We start from the raw sequence: 21,644 nt of genomic DNA, 5'->3' as shown, positions 1-21,644 counted from the left end.
CGGTCGCCGCCGACCCTGCTGAGTCGTCCGATCGGGCTGAGTCGTCCGACCGGGCTGAGTCGTTCGATCGGGCTGAGTCGTTCGATCGGGCTGAGTCGTCTGCCCGTGCTGGGCTGCCCGCGAGTGTCGAGTTGCCCGAGGGTGTTGGGCTGCCCGAGGGCCTTGAGGCATCCGATCGGGGCGCGTCGTTCGACGGTGCCGCGTCGTTCGGCCGGGACGAGTCGACCAGCGTCAACTCCCGACGGCCCGAGCCTCGCGACCTGTCCGCCCGCTGGTCCGAGGCGGTCGGCCCGCCCGCGTCGGCGGGCCCGGGACGGCTACGGCGCCACTCCTCGCCAGCCACGGGCCTGCGGCCCGCCGAGACTCCGTCGGCCGGTGTGCTGCCGGCCGATGATTCCGTGCCGGGGATCGGTGGGCCGGATCGGGAGTCGCCGACGCCAGGTCCGGAGACCGGGTCGGCTGCGGAGATCGCCTGACTGGCCGCGCTTCAGGGTGCCCAGCCGGCTCCCCGGCGGGCAACCGGCTCGAGTTCCACGTCAACCTCGACGGTTTGTCGTAGATGTTGACGACCTGTTGTCGTCACCGCGGTTGTTCGAGCAACAACAGGTCGTCAAGGTCTGGAGTCGGTGGGGCGGAGGTCGCGGTCGGTTGACAGGTGGTGGTAGTGGTGAATAGCTTTGCGGCTATGAGCAATAGCCGGGTGACCCGCCGTGTTCGAGTCCCTGCCGGACGAAGCGGTGCCTAGGGCCGGATTGTCCACCACGGCGGTCGTGGACGCCGCGCTGGCCGTCATCGACGAGCAGGGCGCGGAGGCGCTGACCCTGGCGGCGGTCGCCGGGCGTACCGGGGTCGCGCCGCCGTCGCTCTACAAGCACGTCGCAGGACTCGCCGAGCTGCGGATGCTGGTCGGCGCGCGGGTGATGGACGAGATGACCGAGCGGTTCACGGCGGCGGCGATGGGCCGCAGTGGGGACGAGGCGGTGGCGGTGCTGATGCGCGGCTACCGCGATTACGTACGGGACCATCCCGCCCGCTATGCCGCGCTGCCCCCCGACCCGTTGCACAACCCGGTGATGGTGGCCGCCGGCACCCGGCTGTTGCAGGTCTTCCTCGCCACCCTGCGCGGATACGGGCTCACGGATTCGGGGGCGATCCACGCCACGAGGTGTGCCCGGTCCATCGCGCACGGTTTCGTCTCGATCGAGGCCGGGGGCGGCTTCGGCCTACCGGAGGATCTGGACGAGACGTACGAGCAACTGATCGCGATGTTCGTCGCGAGCCTGCCTCGGCCCGTCGCCCCGTAACGTCCCTGCTCGGACCCCAGCTCAGGGACAACATGACCGCGCCTGTTGCGGTAGTGTGCGCGATCGCCGTCCACGCCGGAAAACCCCCTTGGCGTGGACGAGTCGCGCCGTCCTCCGGCGCGCGCAATCAGCCTGTGTGTCCTGAAGGGAATAAACATGTCCACAACCACTACCGGTGCTGGCGTCGGGACCCGGTCCTGGCTCGTCGCGGTGCTGCTCTGCTTCTTCCTCGGCGGGTTCGGGGTGCACCGGTTCTACGTCGGCAAGATCGGCACCGGCGTTCTCATGATCCTGACCTTCGGTGGGCTCGGCGTCTGGGTGCTGATCGACTTCATCATGATCCTGATCGGCAAGTTCACCGACAAGGAAGGTCTGGCGCTGGCCCGCTGACCAGCGGTCCACTGCTGCTGGTGAAGGCCTGACACCGGGGCGGCCGACGGGAAAGTTCCCCGTCGGCCGCCCCGAGCCCGGTCCGGAGACCGGACGCGGTTACCGGGCGGCCAGACTGCGCAGGAAGCGCTCGGCGATCGGCACGGCGGTGGCCGTACTCGCTCCGCCCTTCTCGACGAAGACCGCGAACGCGACGTCTCCCTGCCAGCCCACGAACCAGGCGTGGGTGTGTGCCGGATTGTCGTCGTACTCGGCGGTGCCGGTCTTGCCGTACACCGGCTTGCCCGGCACGTCCTTCAGCGCCGAACCGGTCCCCGAGGTGACCACCTCGCGCATCATCGTGCGCAGCGGTTCGACCGAACCGGCCTGAAGTTGCGGACCGGGTGGCGCGGCCTGGCCCGGGTTCGGCTCCACCACCAGTTTCGGCTGCTGCCACTGGCCCCGGGCCACCCCGGCGGTGGCCGCCGCCAGGCTCAGCGGGCTGACCAGCGTGGTCCCCTGACCGAAGGCGGCTGCGGCCCGTTCGGCGGCCGAGCCGCCGGCCGAGACCTTGCCGGTGAACGCGTCGACCCCGAGCTGCCAGGTGCCCTCCAGACCGAGGCTCCGGCCCGCGTTGGCCAGCCCGTCCGGGCCCAGCTTGGGAGCGAGCGCGGCGAAGGCCGTGTTGCAGGACTTGGCGAAGTCGGTCCGGAACGGCACCGTGCCGAGTTCGAAGGAGTCGGAGTTCTTGAACGAACGTCCCTCCACGGTGAAGGTCTTCGGGCAGGCGACCGGACCGTCGAGGGTGACCGCGCCCGCGTCGAGCAGACCGAGCGTGCTGACCATCTTGAAGGTCGAGCCCGGCGGTACCTGGGCGGTGAAGGCGAGGTTCTCGGCGCTGCCACCGTTGGCCGCCGCGAGCACCGCGCCGTCGCTGATCCGTACCGCGACCAGGGCGCTCCGGCGCTTCTCCGCCTCCACGGCACGGTCGGCGGCGCTCTGCACCCGCACGTCGAGGGTGGTCTTCAGCGGGATGCCGGCCGCCGGTTCGCGGCGGAACGCCTCGGTGCCGGTCGGGGTCACGGAACCGTCCGGCCGCTTGCTGGTGATGATCACGCTGATCCCGGTTCCACCCCGCAGTTGCTTGTCGTAGCGGCCCTGGAGTCCACCGTGGCCGACCACGTCACCGTCGGAGAACAAGCCGGGGTTGGCCTCCAGGTCGGCGGCCTGCACCGGATCGACCGAGCCGAGCAGGGCTGCGGCGAAGCCCCGGTACGGTGCCAGCTCGCGCTGCTCGTCCCGGAACTTCGTTCCCGGCAGGTCGTAGATGCGGGACTTGATCTGGAGGTACGCGTCCCGGCGCAGGCTGACGATGTCGACGAAGGCGTCCGGTTTCGCCTCGCTCAACCGTTTCGGCAGGTCGGATAGGTCGATGGCCGGGGTGATCGGCGGACGGATCGCCTTGAACGCCCGGTCCAGGTCGCGTACCAGCGCCGGTACGTTGGACACCTCACCGGGCTGCACGCCAACGACGACCACCGGCCGGGGCAGCACGATGCCGTTGCCCGCGCCGTCGGTCACCTGGGCCCGCTTGGCGGGGAGCCGGCGCAGGGCGAGCTGATCGCCGCTGGTGAGCTTCGGCTCGACCACCTTGGGCTCCCAGAGCACCTGCCAATCGTCATCATTGCCACGCTTGAGGTGGATCTCCGACGGGTACGTCCAGTGCGTGTTATCCGGAAGTGTCCAGTCCACCCGTACCGTCACGGTCGCGGTGTCTGCTGTGATCTTCGCCTCGCCCTCCCGGCGGAGCGCCGGTGGCGTCTTGGCCAGGTCGCCGGAGAGTTCCCTGATCTCGTCGGCCACGTCGGTCGCCGGTATGCGCCCGCCGGCCGGGTCCCGGAAACCGACCTTGTTGAGGTCGCCGCCCCGCCAGCCGGCGATAAAGGCGTCCACGGCCCGTTCCGGGCCGTCCGACCCGGAACAGCCGACCAGGGCTCCGGTGACGAGCAGTAGTCCGACGACCGCACCGACCACCTGGCGAGGGGCGGTTCGCCGGCCGTGGTGGCGGAGGGATGGATACGGAGAGCCCATGCTGCGGTTACCTTCCAGATCGGCGCACCGCCGTGAACTCCTCCGGCGGCAGCTTGACGGTAGTACGCGGGTCCGTTCGGCGGGTGCCCTGGTGCCGGGGATGCCCCTCCGGCCCGTACGTCCCTTTCGGTGCCCTCCGATGCTGGTCCCGGCGTTGTCGTGGAGGGTACGGCGGAACGCGGTGGCCGGGCCGCGGATGTGGTGGTTCGGTGAGGGGATGCGGTGAATCGGGTGAAGGCAGGGGAAGCGTGGGTACTCCGAGGCGGGCGTGTCGATTACCCGCAACAGGTGAAAGGACAGAGTCCGGATCCGACGTCCGGCTGACCGTCCGCCGATAGAGGGGTGCGTCGGCAGGGCCTAGTCTGGCGGAGAGTGACCCACGGCGTGGTGGGTCGAGGGGAGTTGCACGATGGACCGGCGTCCGGCGATCAAACCGGAACCCGATCTCCGGCCGGCTTATGCCGACCGAGATGACAGCTACGACACGGCGGTCGACGATGACGGGGTCGGCTCTCGACTCGCATCCGGCGTGACCGGCGTACCGGGAGCCAGCATCGACACTCTCTACGACCTGGGGCTGCCACCGGAGGCGCTGGCGGACGACGTGGAGGACGCGGACCTCGACGAGCCGGTGCCGAACGCGGAGCGCCTCGTCGCCCAGGCGGTCACGCTGGCCGGGAACGACCACGACGCGGCGACGCTTGTCGACCGGTTCTGGCGGTTCGCGCCGGACGAGGAGCTGATCGGGTTCACCGCCGAGGAGATGCTGACCGCGGCGCGGGCTCATCGGGAGCTGGCCGAGCAGCGGGTGCCGGGCGAGTTGAAGATCCGGATCCACGAGCCGGTTCCGGACCAGCAGCACACCGTGATCGAGATCGTCACGGACGATATGCCCTTCCTGGTGGATTCGATCACCGCCCTGCTCACCGGTCACCACCTCGACGTACACATGCTGGTTCATCCGCTCGTGGTGGTCCGCCGCGAGCCGCTCGGCAGGTTGACCGAGGTCGCCGCCGACGTCGAACCCGACGACGCGATCGACGGCGACATCGTCGAGAGCTGGATGCGAATAGAGATCGATCCTGTCCGCGGTGCGGCGGACCGGGACCGATTGCGGGCCGAGTTGCAGCGGGTGCTCACCGACGTACGCGAGGCGGTGGAAGACTGGCCGAAAATGCGGCAGCGGGCCCTGGCGCTCGCCGACGAGTTGGCCGCGGCCCGCACCGCGGAGAACCGCCCACCGGTGCCGGAGAAGGACATCACGGACTCGGTGGAACTGCTGCGCTGGCTCGCGCACGAACACTTCACCTTCCTCGGTTACCGCGAGTACCGGCTGGTCGAGGTCTCCGGCGGTGAGAAGGCGCTGGAGGCGGTCCTCGGCACCGGACTCGGCATCCTGCGTCAGGACTCGACGGTGCCGAGGGCACTGTCCTCCATGACGCCGGAGGCGCACCAGAAGGTGACGGAGAAGCGCCTGCTCATCATCACCAAGGCGAACTCCCGGGCCACCGTGCACCGGTCCGCGTACCTGGACTACATCGGTTTCAAGGTCTTCAACGAAGCCGGCGATGTGGTGGGAGAGCGACGCTTTCTCGGCCTGCTCGCCACGGCGGCGTACCGGACCAGCGTCCGCGAGCTGCCGGTGGTCCGGCGGAAGGTCGCCGAGGTGCTGGACCGGTCCGGGCTGAGCCCGCGCAGCCACTCCGGCAAGGACCTGCTGCAGATCCTGGAGACCTATCCGCGCGACGAGCTGTTCCAGATCAAGACCGACGACCTCTACCACGCGGTCGTCGGGGTGCTCCGGATGGCGGGCCGCCGCCAGTTGCGGGTCTTCCTGCGCCGTGACGGTTACGGCCGGTTCATCTCCTGCCTGATCTACCTGCCCCGGGACCGGTTCACCACCCAGAACCGGCTACGGATGCAGGAGATCCTGCTCCGCGAGCTGAACGGGATCGGGGTCGACTACACCACCCGGGTCACCGAGTCGATGCTCGCCCGGGTGCACTTCATCGTCCGGACCGACCCGGCCAACCCGCCGAGCGAGGTCGACGCGGACCTGCTCGCCGAGGAACTCGCCGACGCCACCCGGCTGTGGGACGACGACTACCGGCTGGTGCTGGAGCGCAAGCTCGGCGACGAGCAGGCTAAGCGGCTGTTCACCCGGTACGCCGACGCGTTCCCGGAGGGCTACAAGGACGGGCACACCCCGTACGAGGCGATGAAGGACCTCGCCAAGCTCGAACTGCTCGAAGAGCCGGGCCAGCTCGAGATGCACATGTTCCGCAAGCAGCAGGCCGTCCGGCCGGGCGGGACCGCACCGGCCACCGCGATCGAGGACGTCCGGTTCAAGGTCTACCGGTACGGCGAGCCGATGGTGCTCTCCGCGGTGCTGCCGGTGCTGCACTCCCTCGGCGTACGGGTGGTCGACGAGCACCCGTACGAGGTGGACCGGATCGACGGGCGGATCTACCTCTACGACTTCGGCCTGGAGTTGCCGGACGGCGCCCGGGATCTCGCCGAGGTCCGCCCGCACGTGGAGAACGCCTTCTCCGCCACCTGGCGCGGCGAGGCCGAGGTCGACGGCTTCAACGAACTGGTACTGCGCGGCGGCCTCACCTGGCGGCAGGTGGTGGTGCTGCGGGCGTACGCGAAGTACCTGCGGCAGGCCGGCACGGTCTTCTCGCAGGACTACATGGAGTCCACCTTCATCGCCTACCCCGCGATCGCCGCCTCGTTGGTGGAACTCTTCGAGGTGCGGTTCTCGCCGTCGCCGGGCCGCGGCGCCGAGGAGCGCGTGCTGCGCAGCAAGGAGCTGGTGACCAGCATCGGGCAGCAGCTCGACGAGGTGAGCAGCCTCGACCAGGACCGGATCCTGCGGTCGTACCTGACGCTGATCCAGGCCACCCTGCGGACCAGCTTCTACCAGCGCCGGATGGACGGGCGGCCCAAGTCGTACGTGGCGTTCAAGCTGGACCCGCAGGCGATCCCTGACCTGCCGGCGCCCCGGCCGAAGTACGAGATCTTCGTCTACTCGCCGCGTTTCGAGGGTGTGCACCTGCGGTTCGGGCCGGTGGCCCGGGGTGGCATCCGCTGGTCGGACCGGCGGGAGGATTTCCGTACCGAGGTGCTGGGCCTGGTCAAGGCGCAGATGGTGAAGAACGCGGTGATCGTGCCGGTGGGTGCCAAGGGTGGCTTCGTGCTCAAGCAGAAGCCGGGCGACCGGGACGAGGCGGTGGCCTGTTACAAGGGGTTCATCTCGGCCCTGCTGGACGTGACGGACAACCTGGTCGGTGGGCAGATCGTGCCGCCGCACGACGTGGTCCGGCACGACGCCGACGACCCTTACCTGGTGGTGGCGGCGGACAAGGGCACCGCCAGCTTCTCCGACATCGCCAACGAGATCTCGGTGTCCCAGGGATTCTGGCTGGCCGACGCGTTCGCCTCCGGCGGCTCGGCCGGCTACGACCACAAGAAGATGGGCATCACCGCCCGGGGTGCCTGGGAGTCGGTGAAGCGGCACTTCCGGGACATGGGGATCGACACCCAGGCCCAGGACTTCACCGTGGCCGGCGTCGGCGACATGTCGGGCGACGTCTTCGGTAACGGAATGCTGCTGTCGGAGCACATCCGGCTGGTGGCCGCCTTCGACCACCGGCACATCATCCTGGATCCGGATCCCGACGCCGCGTCCTCCTATCAGGAGCGGCGGCGGCTGTTCGACCAGCCGCGCTCCTCCTGGGCGGACTACAATCCGGAGCTGATCTCGGAAGGGGGCGGGATCTACCCGCGTACCGCGAAGTCGATCCCGATCAGTCCGCAGGTCCGGGCGGCGCTCGACCTCGACGCGGGTGCCGAGTCGATGTCCCCGCAGGAGCTGATGAAGGCGATCCTGAGCGCTCCGGTCGACCTGTTCTGGAACGGTGGGATCGGTACCTACGTCAAGGCGTCGTCGGAGTCCAACGGCCAGGTCGGCGACAAGTCCAACGACGCCATCCGGGTGGACGGCAGGGACCTGCGTTGCAAGGTGGTCGGCGAGGGCGGCAACCTGGGCTTCACCCAGGTCGGCCGGATCGAGTACGCCCTCGGGGGTGGCCGGATCTTCACCGACTTCATCGACAACGCGGCCGGGGTGGACACCTCGGACCACGAGGTCAACATCAAGATCCTGCTCGGCGCGGCGGTGGCCGACGGCCAGCTCAGCGTTCCGGACCGGGACGCCCTGCTGGCGGAGATGACCGACGAGGTCACCCACCTGGTGCTGCGGGACAACTACGACCAGGCGCGGGCGATCGGCAACGCGATGGCCCAGGCGGCGTCCCTGCTGCCGGTACACCGGCGGATGATCTCCGACTTCGAGCGCGCCGGTCACCTCAACCGGGAGTTGGAGGCGCTGCCGCCGGACGAGGAACTGGCGACCAGGACCGACTCGGGACTGACCGCGCCGGAGTTCGCGGTGCTGCTCGCGTACGTCAAGATCGTGCTGGAGCGGGAGATCCTGGCCGACGGGCTACCGGACGAGGAGTGGACCTTCGAGGTGCTCGCCGGCTACTTCCCGACCCCGCTGCGCCAGCGGTACGCCGACCGGATGTCGGACCACCGCCTGCACCGGGACATCGTCACCACCATGCTGGTGAACGAGGCGGTCAACCGGGGCGGCATCTCGTTCATCTACCGGGTGGTGGAGGAGACCGGCGCGACCCCGGCGGACGTGATCCGGGCGTACGTGGTGGTCCGCGAGGTGTTCGGGCTGCGCGAGGTCTGGGCCGACATCGAGGCGTTGGACAACCGGGTGCCGACCGAGGTGCAGACCGCGGTCTACCTCGACACCCGCCGGTTGCTCGACCGCGCGGTCCGGTGGCTGGTGACGAACCGGCGCTCCCCGATCGACGTGCCGACCGAGGTCGCCCGATTGCGCGACGGGGTGTCCCGCCTCCTGCCGGAGCTGGGCAACCTGTTCTACGGCAGCGAACGGCGGGCGCTGGAGGCGCACGTCGAGGCGTCGGTCGGGCGGGGGCTGCCCCGGGAACTGGCCGAGCAGGCGACCCGGCTGATGTACAGCTTCGGACTGCTGGACGTGGTCGAGACGGCCACCACGACCGGTCGGGACGTCAGCGAGGTCGCGGCGGTCTACTTCGTACTCTCCGACCGCTTCCGGGTCGACTCCCTGTTGTCGAAGATCTCGCTGCTGCCGAGGGAGGACCGCTGGCAGACGCTCGCCCGGATGGCGTTGCGGTACGACCTCTATGCCGCACTGGCCGCGCTCACCGCCGAGGTGCTCAGCGGGACTTCGGCCGACCTGGCTCCGGACGAGCGGGTCGAGCAGTGGGAGCGGTCGAATTCCATCTCGATCAACCGGACCCGCAGGGCGATGGGGGAGTTCGACGAGTCCCGGGCCGATCTGGCGGCGCTCTCCGTGCTGCTGCGACAGATCCGCACGCTGGTGCGTACGTCGGCGGCCAGCTGAGACGTACCGGGGAGCCTGGCCGGCCGGCGAGGTCGCGCCGGCCAGGCTCCGCGACTCATGGGATCCGGGTCGCGGACACCACGATGTTGTTGGGATAGCTGCCCTTCTTACGATCGAATTTGCCGCCGCAGGTGACCACCTGGAGTCGGGCGGTGTCGACGGCTCCGTAGACCAGCTCGGCCGGGAACGCCGTCTTCGGATATGACTCGACGGTGTCCACGGCGAATCGGACGATCTCGCCGTCCTTGCGGGTCACCCGCAGCTCGTCGCCCTGTCGGAGCGCGCCGAGTTTGAAGAAGACCGCCGGTCCCATCGCTGCCGAGTCGACGTGTCCGACGACGACGGCGTTACCGATCTCGCCGGGGCTCACGCCGAGCTTGTACCAGCCGGCGAGTTGGGCCTGCTTCAGCGGAGGCACCTGGACCGTGCCGTCGCCGTTCAGTCCGATCGATATGATCTTGGCGTTCACCTTGATCTTCGGTATCGCGATCGTGGTCGGTTCGGATCGGGGCAGGGCCACCGGTGCCGGTGTCGTCGGGGTGCCGGCGGGCGGACCCGTACGGGCGGGTCCGGTGGTCGTCGACGGGGTCGGTGTCGTCGACTCCAGCCCCGAGCCGAGGTCCAATCCGAGGTCCGTGCCGAAGTCCGTTCCGGCGCCCCAGTCCGGCGCCGGGGCCGTCTCGGGCACGCTGTCCACCGGTTGAGGTGGCTGCGCCGGGACCAGACTGAGGCCGGTGGCGACCAGCGTGATTCCGCCGAGGGCCAGCAGGGCGACCAGCACGACGCCGGCGGCACGCCACGGTTGCCCGTGCCGGCCGCCGGCGCCCCTGATCGGCACCTCAGGCGGGTGAGCCATCGGTACGACGCCGACGGATCAGTAGGAATCCGCCGAGCGCGGCCGCCCCCAACAGGCTCGCACCGGCGGCGGTACGGCTCGGGTCGGTGCTGGCTCCACCCTCACCACCGTCGACGGAGCCGCGAGGCAGGACCACGATCCTGCCGTTGCCACACGCTCCCTTGGCCGCGTAGTGGCCGGGCCCGGTCTTCCAAGGGACCTCGGCCCAGGCCCAGTATTTCGCCTCGTTGCCGTACGCCGCCTGGCCGCCCTCGCCGCCCTGGTCCGGCTCGTCGGTTTCGGCCTGTGGCGGCCCGTCCTGCGGCACTCCTGGCTGCCCGCCGTTCGGGGGCGGCGTCGGTTGCCCCGGAGGCTGCGAGGGCTGGCCGGGGTTCTCCGGCTGGCCGGGGTCTTCGGGCTGGCCGTCGTCGGGCGCCTGTGGGTGTTCCGGCTCCCACCCACCGTTCTCTTCCACGGGCTTGAGCCAGAGCTTGCCGGTGATCTTCGACCACACCCAGGGCCGCTGCACCGGGTGCTCGCACTTGAGCAGAATCTTGAACTTGTGTCCCGGCTTCACCCCCTTCGGCTCGGTGTAGATGTAGCCCTTGTTGTACTCGTGTCCGGGAGGGGCGTCATCCGCCAGGGCGGTTCCGGGCGCGCAGATCAATAGTGCGGCGGCGCCCAGGCCAGCGCCGGCCATCACCTTTAGCAACTTGCTACTCATATCTCGAGGTACTCCTTCCCCGTTGGTTCGCCCGACGGCCAGTCGAGCTACGACCGACGCTAGCCACTTTGGGAGTTGATGTCGTGATTACGAGTATTTTTTCCGAAAGCTCGTATTGAGGTGATAGAGCGGTTGTCGCCAACATCGGGCGTTGCCGTGCTTGCGGGGCCTTGTCGACCTCGCGGGCCCGGAGATACACCTTCGGGGGACGGCGAGCGATCGCCGTCCCCCGAAACAGGCCCTACGGTGTAGCCGTCCCGCTCAGGTGGCAAGCCTGGCGAAGGCGATGATGTTGTCGGGATAGGAGCCGATCCGCTCGTCGAAGTCGCCGCCGCAGGTTATGAGCCGCAGTCCCGGCACGTCGGTCGGACCGTAGACGAGGTCGGTCGGAAACGCCGTCTTCGGGTACGACTTCACGCCCTCGACGACGAAGTTGGCGATCTTGCCGTCCTTCCGGATCACCTCGATCGTGTCTCCGGGCAGCAGGGCCCCCAGTCGGAAGAACACCGCCGGCCCGATCTCCTTCGAGTCGACGTGGCCGACGATCACGGCGTTGCCGACCTCCCCGGGTGCCGGGCCGAGTTGGTACCACCCGGCGAGTTGCGCCTTTGCCAACGGCGGCACCTGGACCATGCCGTCGGCGGTGACCCCGAGCGGCATGATCGTCGCACCGACGTCGATCTTCGGAATGGCGATCCTGATCGGTTCGGACCGGTCGAGGGATCTCCTGGTCGGCATGGCTCCGGGTGTCTGGGCGACCTCGGGGAGATCCGATCCGGGCGGCGGCGTGGCCGTCGGTGGAAGGGCCGCTCCGGTCTGCGGTGCGGCGGTCGTGGACTCGTCGTCGGGGTTCTGCGGTGCGGCGGCGGCACTCGGCTGTGGCGGTGCTGTCGGATCCGGAGCGTTCAGGCCGGCGCCGATCAGACCGGCACCGACCAGCGCCAACAGGGCGACCAGGCTGATGCCGGCGGCGCGCCACGGTACCCCGTGACGGCCGCCGGCCCCGCGCACCGCCGAGTCAGGCGTGCGATTCATCGGTACGGCGCTGCCGCATCAGTACCAGCCCGCCGAGGGCGGCCATGCCGAGCATGCCCACGCCCGCAACCGCGAGGTTGTCGCTGCTGCCGGAGGTGAGTCCACCGTCACCACCGTCGACCCAACCCTTGGGCGTGACGACGAACTCGCCCTCGCCGCACGAGCCCTTCACTTCGTACGTCCCCGGCTTGGCGTCCCACGGGATGGTGACACTGGCCCAGTACTCGTAGCCGGCCTTCTTGTCGTCCCAGCCGTGCTCGCCCTCGTCGGCCTTCTTGTCCTCCCAGCCGTGCTCGCCCTCCTGGGCCTTCTTCTCGTCCGAGTTGGGCTTGCCCTTCTCGGCCGGCTTGCTGTCTTCCCAGGTGCGTTCGCCTTCCTGGGCCTTCTTGTCGTCCCGGCCGTGCTCGCCCTCGTCGGCCTTCTTGCCGTCCCAGCCCTGCGCGCCCTCTTCGTATGCCTTACCGTCGTCCGCCATGGCGCCACCGGCACCGCCGGCCGGCGGCTGGTAGCCCTCGGCAGGCTGGGGGAGCTGCCCGGTCGCCGACGGTGTCGGAGCCGGGACCGCGTCGGCCGTCGGGCCAGGCGCGGCGGGTGCCCCTTCTCCGGCAGACGGAGCGCCCTCGGCCTCCGGCGCTTCCTTCTCTCCCGGGGCCGCCTGCTCCTCCTCCGGGGCCGCCTTGTCCTTGTAGCGGCGGTACTCGAGGTACTCCTGTTGCTCCTTGTACTTCAGGAACTCCTGGTACTCGCGCTCTTTCTTGTAGTTTTCGCCGCTGCTTTCGTGGCCGCCGGCGTCCCCGGGCTTCGCGGCGTCCTCCGCGCTGTCTCCGGCCTTCTTGTCGTCCCAGCCGTCCTTGCGCTCTTCGGCCTTCTTGTCGGCTTCCTTGCCGCCTTCGTGGCCCACCTTGTGGTCCTTGGGTGCCAGATCCACCTTGCCGGTGACCTTGGACCACAGCCATGCGTGCTCCTGCGCCTCAGAGCAGACCTCGATGAATTTGACCTCCTGCCCTGGCTTTGCCACTTCCGGCTTCGCGAAGACATGGCCCGAGTCGTGCTTCTGGTACCCGTCCGGGTGGTACCCGCCGTCCGCGAGAGCGGTCGAGGGGGCCCATACCAGTAGGGACGCGCCGCCCAGAGCGGCTCCAGCGATCACCTTGCCGAGGAACTTCTTGGACATGACTTTCGTCATCCTTCCCTCTTGTCTCGGCTCGCCGGGAGACGAGCCACGACCGACATTAGCGAATTTGTGAGCTTTCATCGGATTTTCTCGGCTTTTCCCCAAACAGGCCGACTTGGGGGCGGTACGTGCTAACTGGGAGCCTGGCGGGAACCGGCCCTACCGCACCCATTGCGCTCGCGGGTGCTTCCCGTACGAGATCCCGCCTTTCTGGGGGTGCTCGTCGGTTCCGGGTGGTCAACCGCTGTTCATCCGGGATGGTGCTGGCCCGGGACGTGGGGGCCGGTCGTCCGGTTTGTCCCACGGGTATCTTGCTCGCCGGCGCCGCGCGGTGGGGTGCGGAATCTCCGCGTTCACCAGTGCGGACGTGTCCAAAGTGGGTGGCGGTCAGCCGGCACACCCTCGGTCGCCCGGGCGGCGCGGCCGGGTGTCAGGTATCGTCATCCATCAGTGTCGAGGTGTTGTGGTGGAAGCGCTCCCATGCAAGAATTCATCCACTGTGCTGGGGGAGCCACACCGCGCAGCAGACGCCGAGGGCAGCCGGTTTTCCGGACGGCGTCAACACGGTCGCTACCCGCGGCCGGCACCACCACCGCTCCCGCGCCCGTCCGGGCCGGGCATACCGCAGTCCCCCATGGCGTCCACGGACGTACCCACCAAGTACCACGTCCGCGCGGTCGCCGCGCCGGTTCCGCCTGTCGTGACCGGCTGGCCCAAGGAGATCACTGGCATGAATTTACGGACTAGAATGTCCGCCCGGCAGAAGGTCGTGGCATTGGCCGGCGCGAGTACCCTCGTGGCTGCCGGCCTGGTCACCCTTCCTGCGACATCGGCGTACGCCGCCCCCGGGTGTGACGTCACGTACAGCAGCAACCAGTGGCAGGGTGGCTTCACCGCCAGCGTCACCATCCGGAACGTCGGCGACGCGATCAACGGCTGGACCCTTCGCTTCACCTTCCCGAACAGCAGCCAACGGGTGAGCCAGGGCTGGTCGGCCAACTGGACCCAGTCCGGCAGCCAGGTGACCGCGACGAACATGTCGTACAACGGCAACCTGGCGACCGGTGCCTCCACCAACATCGGCTTCAACGGCGCGTGGAGCGGCAGCAACCCGTCGCCCACCTCCTTCAGCGTCAACGGGGTGAACTGCAACGGCGCCCCGCCCACCACCGGTCCGACCACGGGGCCGACGACCGGTCCGACCACGGGGCCGACGACCGGTCCGACGACCGGCCCGACGACCGGACCGACCGGCGGGCCCGGCCCGGCGCGGGTGAACAACCCGTACTCGGGTGCCCGGGGCTACGTGAACCCGGAGTGGAAGGCCAAGGCGGAGAGCGTCTCCGGCGGCAACCGGATCTCCAGCAACCCGACCGGCGTCTGGATCGACCGGATCTCCGCGATCGAGGGTGACCCGGACAGCAGCTCGAACGGCCCGATGGGCGTCCGGGACCACCTGGACGAGGCCCTCGCCCAGGGTGCCGGCTACATCCAGTTCGTCATCTACAACCTGCCGGGCCGCGACTGTTCTGCGCTGGCGTCGAACGGTGAACTCCAGGCGACGGACCTGCCCAAGTACAAGACGGACTACATCGACCCGATTGCGGCGATCCTGGACGACGCGGCGTACAGCAGCCTGCGGATCATCACGATCGTCGAGATCGACTCGTTGCCGAACCTGATCACCAACGTCTCCCCGCGAGCGACGGCGACCGCGAACTGCGACACGATGAAGGCCAACGGCAACTACGTCAAGGGTGTGGGTTACGCCCTGGCGAAGCTCGGCGCGATCCCGAACGTCTACAACTACGTCGACGTCGGCCACCACGGCTGGCTCGGCTGGGACGACAACTTCCGGCCGTCGGCGCAGATCATCGCCGAGGCGGCTCGGGCCGAGGGCAGCACCACGGCGAACGTGCACGGCTTCATCGCCAACACCGCCAACTTCTCGGCCACCGTGGAGCCCTACCTCAACGTGACCGAGGCGAACCGGCTGTCGACCTGGATCGACTGGAACCGGTACGTGGACGAGCAGCGCTACGCCCAGGCACTCCGTACGGAGATGGTCTCGCAGGGCTTCGACTCCAACGTCGGCATGCTGATCGACACCTCCCGTAACGGCTGGGGCGGCGCGGGCCGGCCGACCGCCGCGGTCACCACGGGCGACGTCAACGCGCAGGTGAACGGCTCCCGCATCGACCGCCGGATCCACCTCGGCAACTGGTGCAACCAGAGCGGTGCCGGCATCGGCGAGCGGCCCCGTGCGGCGCCCGCCACCGGCATCGACGCGTACGTCTGGATCAAGCCTCCGGGCGAGTCGGACGGCTCCAGCACCCTCATCGACAACGACGAGGGCAAGGGCTTCGACCGGATGTGTGACCCGACCTACACCGGTAACCCGCGTAACAACAACAACATGAGTGGTGCGTTGTCCGGTGCCCCGATCTCCGGTGCCTGGTTCCCCGCCCAGCTCACCCAGCTGATGCAGAACGCCTACCCGGCTCTCTGATCGGCTGAACAGCACCACCACGGCTACACCACCAGGCGGTCCCCGGCCGGCGCACAGGCGCCGACCGGGGACCGTCGGTCGTCGATGCCGATCGGGGGAGCGAACCCGGTGTCGGGTTCGGACAGTCCCGCCCCGCTCGGGTGCATCATCCGGACCGTCCGGGAACGGCGGCCCGGGAACGGCGGTCAGGGAACGGTCTTCTCCACCGCGGCGGCCGTACCCTCCCGGTCGAGTTCCCCGCGGGCACGGTCGATGTTCTCCGGTGTCGGATCGCGCCCCTGCGCGATGGCGAGATCGGCCGGTTCCCACGGCTGCTCGGCTCCGGTACGGGTGTCGCCGGCGCTGCCCGCGCCGGCGCCGTACGGGTCGCCGATCAGGTCGTCGGTTGCCGGAAAGTCGCCGGGAGCATCCTCGGCGTCGAGAAAGTCCGGGCTCTGGGCGCCCCGCCCGCCATCGGAGGCGAACTGGGGTACGGCCGTGTCGTCGTCGACGGCCGAGGCCACCTCGGGACTCTCCTCGAGCGGCCGATTCGGTAGCGGATCGCGGTCCGTCATCTTCCTGCCCTCCTGTCCGGCTACGCCATCCGGTTGTCGGTCTTCGTGCGGGCGTCGGTCCTCCAAATCGACTACCCCGGACCACCGACGCCATGCCTGCCCGCCGGACCCGTGGCCGGGCCGCGCCGTGCCCCGGGTCGGCCCGTCGGGACCGGACACGACCGGTGCACTTCCCGGCCCCGGACGCCCGTTTGTCACTCGCGGTCGACCGGGCGGAGCCACTGCCAGAGCAGGAAGCCGAGGCCGAGGGCGAGCATGGCCAGACCGGCCCAGAGGTTGATCCGGATTCCCTCCGCCTTCTCGATCGCCGCCGAGCCGTCGAAGAGCCCGATCAGGCCGACGATCACGCCGTACGCGACGAAGAGACCTCCGATCACCCGGCGGATGTCGAACAGCCGGGCGGCGGCCGACCGACGCTCCTGCTCGGCCCCGTCGACCGGCGCCTCGTCCATCGGTGCCTCGCCCGGGGCTCGGTTGTCGTCTTCCATCGAGGTTGTCCCTTCTCGCTATCGGCGTCGGCGATCCGAGGTGCCGCCACGGTCGGTGTCCCGGGCCCCGGTGCCGGGGCCGGCGCGGCCGTGGGCCTCACAGCACCGGCAGGTAGAACAGCGCGGCCAGGAGCACCGCGATCCCGCCGAGCAGAATCGGCGAGCGGTACCAGCGGGCGTCACCGGCCAGCATGTCGCCCTGGGCGTCGGCGCCACCCAGTCCGTAGACCAGGCCGCGCAGTTCGTCCTCGGGCCTGCCGGGGGTGAGCGGGGTGAGGATCGCCGCGACGACGACGACCAGCCCGAACGCGATCCCGGCGCCCCAGAAGCTCTCTTCCAGGTCGGAGTCGAACGGCAGCACCCCGGCCTCGTACAGCAGATAGGTGGCGAGTGCCCCGGCGGTACCGGTCAACAGCGACCAGAAACCGGCCCAGGCGGTCATCCGCTTCCAGAACATGCCGATGATGAAGGTGGCGAACAACGGCGCATTGAACACCGAGAAGAGCATCTGGATGTAGTTCATGATGTTGTTGAAACCGGCGGCGATGAACGCCGTCCCGATCCCCACGAGCACCCCTGCGACGGTGGCGATCCGACCGACCCGCAGGTAGTACCCGTCCGGTCGGTCGCGCCGGACGTACGCCTGCCAGATGTCGTAGGTGAAGACGGTGTTGAAGCCGCTGACGTTGGCGGCCATCCCGGCCATGAAGGACGCGAGCAGGCCGGTGACCGCCACCCCGAGCACCCCGGTCGGCAGCAGGTCGCGCATGAGCAGCGGGATCGCGTTGTTGTAGGTCAGGTCGCCGGTCTCGGCGCCCAGGCCGTTGACGGTCACCACCGCGATCAGGCCCGGGATGACCGTGACCAACGGGATGAACATCTTCGGGTACGCGGCGATGATCGGCGTACGGCGCGCGGCGCTCATGTTCTTCGCTGAGATCGCCCGCTGGACCTCGGCGAAGTTTGTCGTCCAGTAGCCGAAGGAGAGGACGAAGCCGAGGCCGAAGACGATCCCGATCCAACTGGCGCCCAGCGGGTTCGCGGAGCTGCCGGTGTCGGCCCAGGTGTGCAGCCCCGCCTCGCCCAGGTCGGAGCCGCGGACCCTGTCCCAGAGTCCGTCCACCCCACCTACCTTGACCAGTCCGATGATCGTGATCGGGATCAGACCGGCAAGGATCACGAAGAACTGCAGCACCTCGTTGTAGATCGCCGAGGAGAGCCCGCCGACCGTGATGTACGCCAGCACGATCAGGGCGCCGACCACGATGGACACCCAGAGCGGCCAGCCGAGCAGCGCCTGCATGATCAGTGCCAGCGCGTAGAGGTTGACTCCGGCGATGAGCACCTGGGCGATCGCGAAGCTGAGCGCGTTGAGCAGGTGGGCGGGTCGGTTGAACCGCAGCCGCAGGTACTCCGGCACGCTGCGTACCTTGGAGCCGTAGTAGAAGGGCATCATCACGATGCCGAGGAAGACCATCGCCGGGATGGCGCCGATCCAGTAGTAGTGCAGGGTCATCAGGCCGTACTGGGCGCCGTTGGCCGCCATCCCCATGATTTCCAGCGCACCGAGGTTGGCCGAGACGAAGGCGAGTCCGGTCACCCAGGCCGGCAGCGAACGGCCGGAGAGGAAGAAGTCGACACTGGTCCGGATGGCGCGGCGGGCCGCGATACCGACCCCGAGAACGGTGACGAAGTACAGCGCCAGGATCACGTAGTCCAGCGCGTCCATGTCCAGTCGCAGGCCACCATCCACAGTGTCCACCTCGTTCGTACGCCTCGCGCCGTCCGCTTCCGGCGGACCCGCCGCCGGGCGAGGCCCTACTACCCGGGGTGAGGAGTTTTCACGCCTGTGTCGACGGCGGCCGGGCGGTGTCGACCCGGCCGGAGCGGCGGCGGCTCCCCGACCCGCGGGCGGGCGCGTCGGGGAGCCGTCGAAGATCGTCTGAGCGCTGGTACTGCTAGCTGCCGAGCAGGCGGTCCAGGAAGTCCCGGTGCCGGCGGACCACCATGCGCAACTCCTCGGTGTCGGTCGCGCCGTCGCGCTGCCAGCCGCCGAGTTCCTCGCGCTGCTGCGTCAGGGCGGCGGTGACCGCGTCGACGGACTCCTCGACCAGTCGGTGGGCGTCGGCGGTAGCGCCGGGCGGATCGTCCACGAAGCGCAGTTGGACCTCCCGCCACCGGTCGCGGAGGCCCTGGACGGTGTCCGGGCTGAGGATGGCGACGATCGGCTCGGCCGGTGCCGCGCCGGGCAGCAGTTCGCCGTCCGGCGTCGTACCGGCAGCCGGTGTGGTTCCGGTATCCGGCACGGTTCCGGTATCCGACACGGTTACGGCATCCGGCGTGGTTACGGCATCCGTGGTGCTGCCGGTCTCCGTCGTGTTCGCGGTGCCAAATCCATGGTCCGCGCCGTCGATCGCATCCCGGCCCACGGCCGTTCCGTCGGACCGCTGATCGACCGCGGCATCGGCGGCGCCCAGACTCCGGTCCTCGTCGCTGGCCAGGATGGCGTGGCGGTCACGCTCCGATTCGTCGCCGACGCCGTCGATCCGGTCCTCGGCCGGGCCGTCGCCGGATCGGACGGTGTCCTCCTCCCGGGCGTCGCGGTGGCTCCCGGCCAGCGCGGACGCCGCTACCGCGCCGCCGACCGTCGGGGCGCCGAAGGAGGTCGGCAGCGGTGCCGGCTCGTGGAACTCCGGCCGGTTCCGGGCGTCCCCGTCGACCTGCTCGCCGTCGGCCCGTTCGGTGTCGACCTGCTCGGCGTCGGCCTGCTGGGCGTCGACGTGCTCGCCGTCGGCCCGTTCGGTGTCGACCAGCTCGGCGTCGGCCCGTTCGGCGTCGGCCCGTGATCTGTCGGCATCCGCCGACGGGCCGTCGGCGTCGGCCTGGCTGGCGTCGGCCAGGTCGCCCCGGTCGCTCGTGCCGCGGTCGTCGCCGTCGGGGTCCGCCGCCCGGTCGCCGGGGGTGCGCTCGGTGAGCGCGTCGTCGTCCAACGCGGCGTCCTCGGCCCGTTCCTCGGGCCGGCGGTCGCTCCCGAGCCGCTCGTCCCTGGTACGTGCGTCCGCCGCCGGGTCGCCGGACCACGGTCCCGGCCCGGACGTGTCGAGGTCGTTGTCGTAGGAGCCCCGCTCGTCCAGCGCGTCCTCCGGACCGTGGTCGGCGATGTCGCTGTTCGGGTAACCGGTCCGGTGTCGGCCGTCGGGGTCGTCCGGCGCCGGGAACTCGACGCTGCCGGGCCCGGGTACGGGCACCGGCTCGGACTTGATCACATCGGGGGTGTCGTCGTTGATCTGGCGGTCCTGCTGGCGCATGGCAAGTCTCTCCTTACCGACTCGATACGTCCTGCGGGGTGTCCGGACGGGGTTCGTCCGAGGTTTGCTGGCGTACGGGGTCCTCGCCGAGGAGGTCGGCGAAGAGTTCCCGGTAGTGCACGACTGCCTGGCGGAGTTGCTCGGTGCTGGCCTCGCCACGCTCGTTGCGCAGGTGGATGTCGTGGGCGTCCCGGTAGTGGGTCAGCGTGCGGGCGTGCTCGACGGACAGGTGGGCGAGGTGGTCGTCGTAGTCCCCGGTGGGGTAACCGCGCTCGGCGATCAGCCGGGTGACCAGTTCGTCCGCCGCACCGACCGCCTCGGCGGGGGAGTCGAGGAAGCGGGCCTGGATCTCCTCCCAGGCGGCCGTGTACCGGCTGCGGGAGTCGGCCGAGAGCGAGGTCAGGTTCAACTCCGCGTGGCGGCGTTCGCGCTCCCGCAGTTCGCGTTCGGCTGCCGAACGGTCCTGCTGCTCGGCGACCACCCGGTCGTACTCGGGGCCGAACCGGGTGCGTAGGGCCCGTCGGCGGCTGGCTACCCAGATGGCGGGAACGGCGGCCGCGACGGCGAGGACCACAAGGACGATCAGGACGACTTCTATGGGCGACATGGCTCCTCCTTCGTCAACTGCTATTCCCGTTCAGCCCTGATCAGCAATCCCGATCCGGCGCACTTTCGTGTCCGCTGGCGGGAACCGGTGGTAACCAGTCGGAAGATGCGGCAACTACCAGAAAACGGCCCAGCCTGGACGGGTTGCTGCCGGCCTGACACTTCCCACCTGGGCGGTCCACGACGTCCACGACGTCCGGCGCTCCATGGGCCCGGTACCGGGCCGATTCTCCGGTTGCTCCCCGCCCGGAAATCGCGATCCCGGTTTCGGTCGACGGGGCGGCGCCGACCGCCTCGGCGCGGGCCCTGTGACGGCGGTGGAGCGCCTAGACTGACCCGCATGACGCAACGACATTAGTTCTCGACCAGAGGCCGCCACGGCACCCGCTGCCGGGCACCGCCGGGACCTTCGTGACCCCTGTCCGAATCGTCCCGGTGGGAAGGCCTCATGTTCATCTCTCCAGCGCGCGCGGCGGCGAGCGCCGCGCGGCGTCTCGTCGTCACCTTCTACCTCTACGCGTTCCTGGACGACTTCGTCCTGCTCTACCCGGTGTACGCGTTGCTCTTCACCGACACCGGACTCTCCGTCGCCGAGATCTCCTCGCTGTTCGTCATCTGGGCCGCGACCGGCATCCTGCTGGAGGTCCCCTCCGGCGTCTGGGCCGACATGGTCTCCCGGCGGCTGCTGCTCGCCGGAGCACCGCTGCTCGGTGGCCTCGGGTTCGGACTGTGGGTCGCGGCCCCCTCGTACTGGGCGTTCGCGCTCGGGTTCGTGCTGTGGGGAGCGCGCGGTGCGCTCCAGTCCGGAGCCTCCGAGGCACTGGTCTACGAGGAACTCGACCGACTCGGCCTGGCCGACCGGTACGGGCGGGTCATCGGCCGGGCCAGCACGCTCAGCCTGCTCGCCGTGCTGCTGGCCACCGCGGTCGCGGCTCCGGTGTTCGCCAGCGGTGGCTACCCGGCGGCGGGTGCGGCGAGTGTGCTCGTGTCACTGCTCTGCGCGGCGGTGGCCCTGGCGCTGCCCGAACACCGGGCCGGGACCGCCGGGACCGCGTCGACCGGGCGGACCGGCGACGATGCCGGATCCACAGACGATGCCGGATCCACAGACGATGCCGGATCCACAGACGATGCCGGATCCACAGACGATGCCGGATCCACAGACGATGCCGGATCCACAGAC

The 21,644-nt window shown here is 69.6% G+C and carries 15 protein-coding genes; 5 read left to right on the top strand and 10 right to left on the bottom strand.

The annotated features are described in order from the left end of the window. The first annotated feature begins 710 nt into the window (after window positions 1-710). Window positions 711-1,304 (top strand): TetR/AcrR family transcriptional regulator, encoded by a 594-nt coding sequence (locus tag I0C86_RS18930; protein ID WP_323373720.1) that lies wholly within the window; start codon window positions 711-713, stop codon window positions 1,302-1,304. 156 nt (window positions 1,305-1,460) lie between these two features. Beyond that, complete coding sequence (locus tag I0C86_RS18925; RefSeq protein ID WP_196202578.1) at window positions 1,461-1,694, top strand: TM2 domain-containing protein; 234 nt, start codon at window positions 1,461-1,463, stop codon at window positions 1,692-1,694. Window positions 1,695-1,793: 99 nt separating this feature from the next. Here the strand turns inward: I0C86_RS18925 and I0C86_RS18920 are convergent, their stop codons facing one another. Then, window positions 1,794-3,764, bottom strand: coding sequence for a penicillin-binding transpeptidase domain-containing protein (locus I0C86_RS18920; protein WP_196202577.1), 1,971 nt, complete (start codon window positions 3,762-3,764; stop codon window positions 1,794-1,796). Between the two features lie 409 nt (window positions 3,765-4,173). On the opposite strand from I0C86_RS18920, the gene I0C86_RS18915 reads away from it, so the two are divergent. Next, a complete protein-coding gene (locus tag I0C86_RS18915; RefSeq protein ID WP_196202576.1) occupies window positions 4,174-9,228 on the top strand; it encodes an NAD-glutamate dehydrogenase in 5,055 nt (1,684 codons plus the stop codon). 55 nt (window positions 9,229-9,283) lie between these two features. Here I0C86_RS18915 and I0C86_RS18910 read toward each other — a convergent pair whose 3' ends face one another. The 4 genes from I0C86_RS18910 to I0C86_RS43530 all read right to left on the bottom strand — a co-directional run bounded on the left by I0C86_RS18910 (window position 9,284) and on the right by I0C86_RS43530 (window position 12,996). Beyond that, window positions 9,284-10,066, bottom strand: a complete 783-nt coding sequence (locus I0C86_RS18910) for a class F sortase (RefSeq protein WP_407676324.1) — start codon at window positions 10,064-10,066, stop codon at window positions 9,284-9,286. A gap of 1 nt (window position 10,067) precedes the next feature. Beyond that, window positions 10,068-10,787, bottom strand: coding sequence for a hypothetical protein (locus I0C86_RS18905; protein ID WP_196202574.1), 720 nt, complete (start codon window positions 10,785-10,787; stop codon window positions 10,068-10,070). Window positions 10,788-11,048: 261 nt separating this feature from the next. Next, window positions 11,049-11,822 carry a class F sortase gene (locus tag I0C86_RS18900; protein ID WP_196202573.1) on the bottom strand — a complete coding sequence of 258 codons (774 nt, stop codon included), beginning with the start codon at window positions 11,820-11,822 and terminating at the stop codon, window positions 11,049-11,051. Continuing rightward, entirely contained in the window at window positions 11,806-12,996 is a 1,191-nt protein-coding gene (locus I0C86_RS43530) for a hypothetical protein (protein WP_230394391.1), read from the bottom strand. Before I0C86_RS43530 ends, I0C86_RS18900 begins: the two co-directional genes overlap by 17 nt. Before the next feature lie 730 nt (window positions 12,997-13,726). Between I0C86_RS43530 and I0C86_RS18890 the strand changes: the two genes are divergently transcribed. Then, on the top strand, window positions 13,727-15,505 hold the full coding sequence (locus tag I0C86_RS18890; RefSeq protein WP_196202572.1) for a glycoside hydrolase family 6 protein: 1,779 nt from the start codon (window positions 13,727-13,729) through the stop codon (window positions 15,503-15,505). Window positions 15,506-15,690: 185 nt separating this feature from the next. Here the strand turns inward: I0C86_RS18890 and I0C86_RS18885 are convergent, their stop codons facing one another. The 5 genes from I0C86_RS18885 to I0C86_RS18865 form a co-directional block, all read right to left on the bottom strand. Next, window positions 15,691-16,059: a hypothetical protein gene (locus I0C86_RS18885; protein ID WP_196202571.1), complete on the bottom strand. Its 369-nt coding sequence runs from the start codon at window positions 16,057-16,059 to the stop codon at window positions 15,691-15,693. A gap of 194 nt (window positions 16,060-16,253) precedes the next feature. After that, complete coding sequence (locus tag I0C86_RS18880) at window positions 16,254-16,547, bottom strand: hypothetical protein (protein WP_230394390.1); 294 nt, start codon at window positions 16,545-16,547, stop codon at window positions 16,254-16,256. A gap of 97 nt (window positions 16,548-16,644) precedes the next feature. Beyond that, window positions 16,645-18,276, bottom strand: coding sequence for a sodium:solute symporter family protein (locus I0C86_RS18875; protein ID WP_196202626.1), 1,632 nt, complete (start codon window positions 18,274-18,276; stop codon window positions 16,645-16,647). A gap of 229 nt (window positions 18,277-18,505) precedes the next feature. Continuing rightward, on the bottom strand, window positions 18,506-19,855 hold the full coding sequence (locus I0C86_RS18870; RefSeq protein ID WP_196202637.1) for a midas domain-containing protein: 1,350 nt from the start codon (window positions 19,853-19,855) through the stop codon (window positions 18,506-18,508). A gap of 13 nt (window positions 19,856-19,868) precedes the next feature. Further along, window positions 19,869-20,462 carry a hypothetical protein gene (locus tag I0C86_RS18865; RefSeq protein WP_196202570.1) on the bottom strand — a complete coding sequence of 198 codons (594 nt, stop codon included), beginning with the start codon at window positions 20,460-20,462 and terminating at the stop codon, window positions 19,869-19,871. A 447-nt stretch (window positions 20,463-20,909) separates the two neighbouring features. On the opposite strand from I0C86_RS18865, the gene I0C86_RS18860 reads away from it, so the two are divergent. After that, the coding region (locus I0C86_RS18860) for an MFS transporter (protein WP_230394389.1) at window positions 20,910-21,644 on the top strand (735 nt) is incomplete at its 3' end.

Source organism: Plantactinospora alkalitolerans, assembly GCF_015690345.1.
Lineage (GTDB): Bacteria > Actinomycetota > Actinomycetes > Mycobacteriales > Micromonosporaceae > Plantactinospora > Plantactinospora alkalitolerans.
The sequence above is the reverse complement of the archived record's forward strand: the minus strand, read 5'-3'. Positions and strand labels throughout refer to the sequence as shown.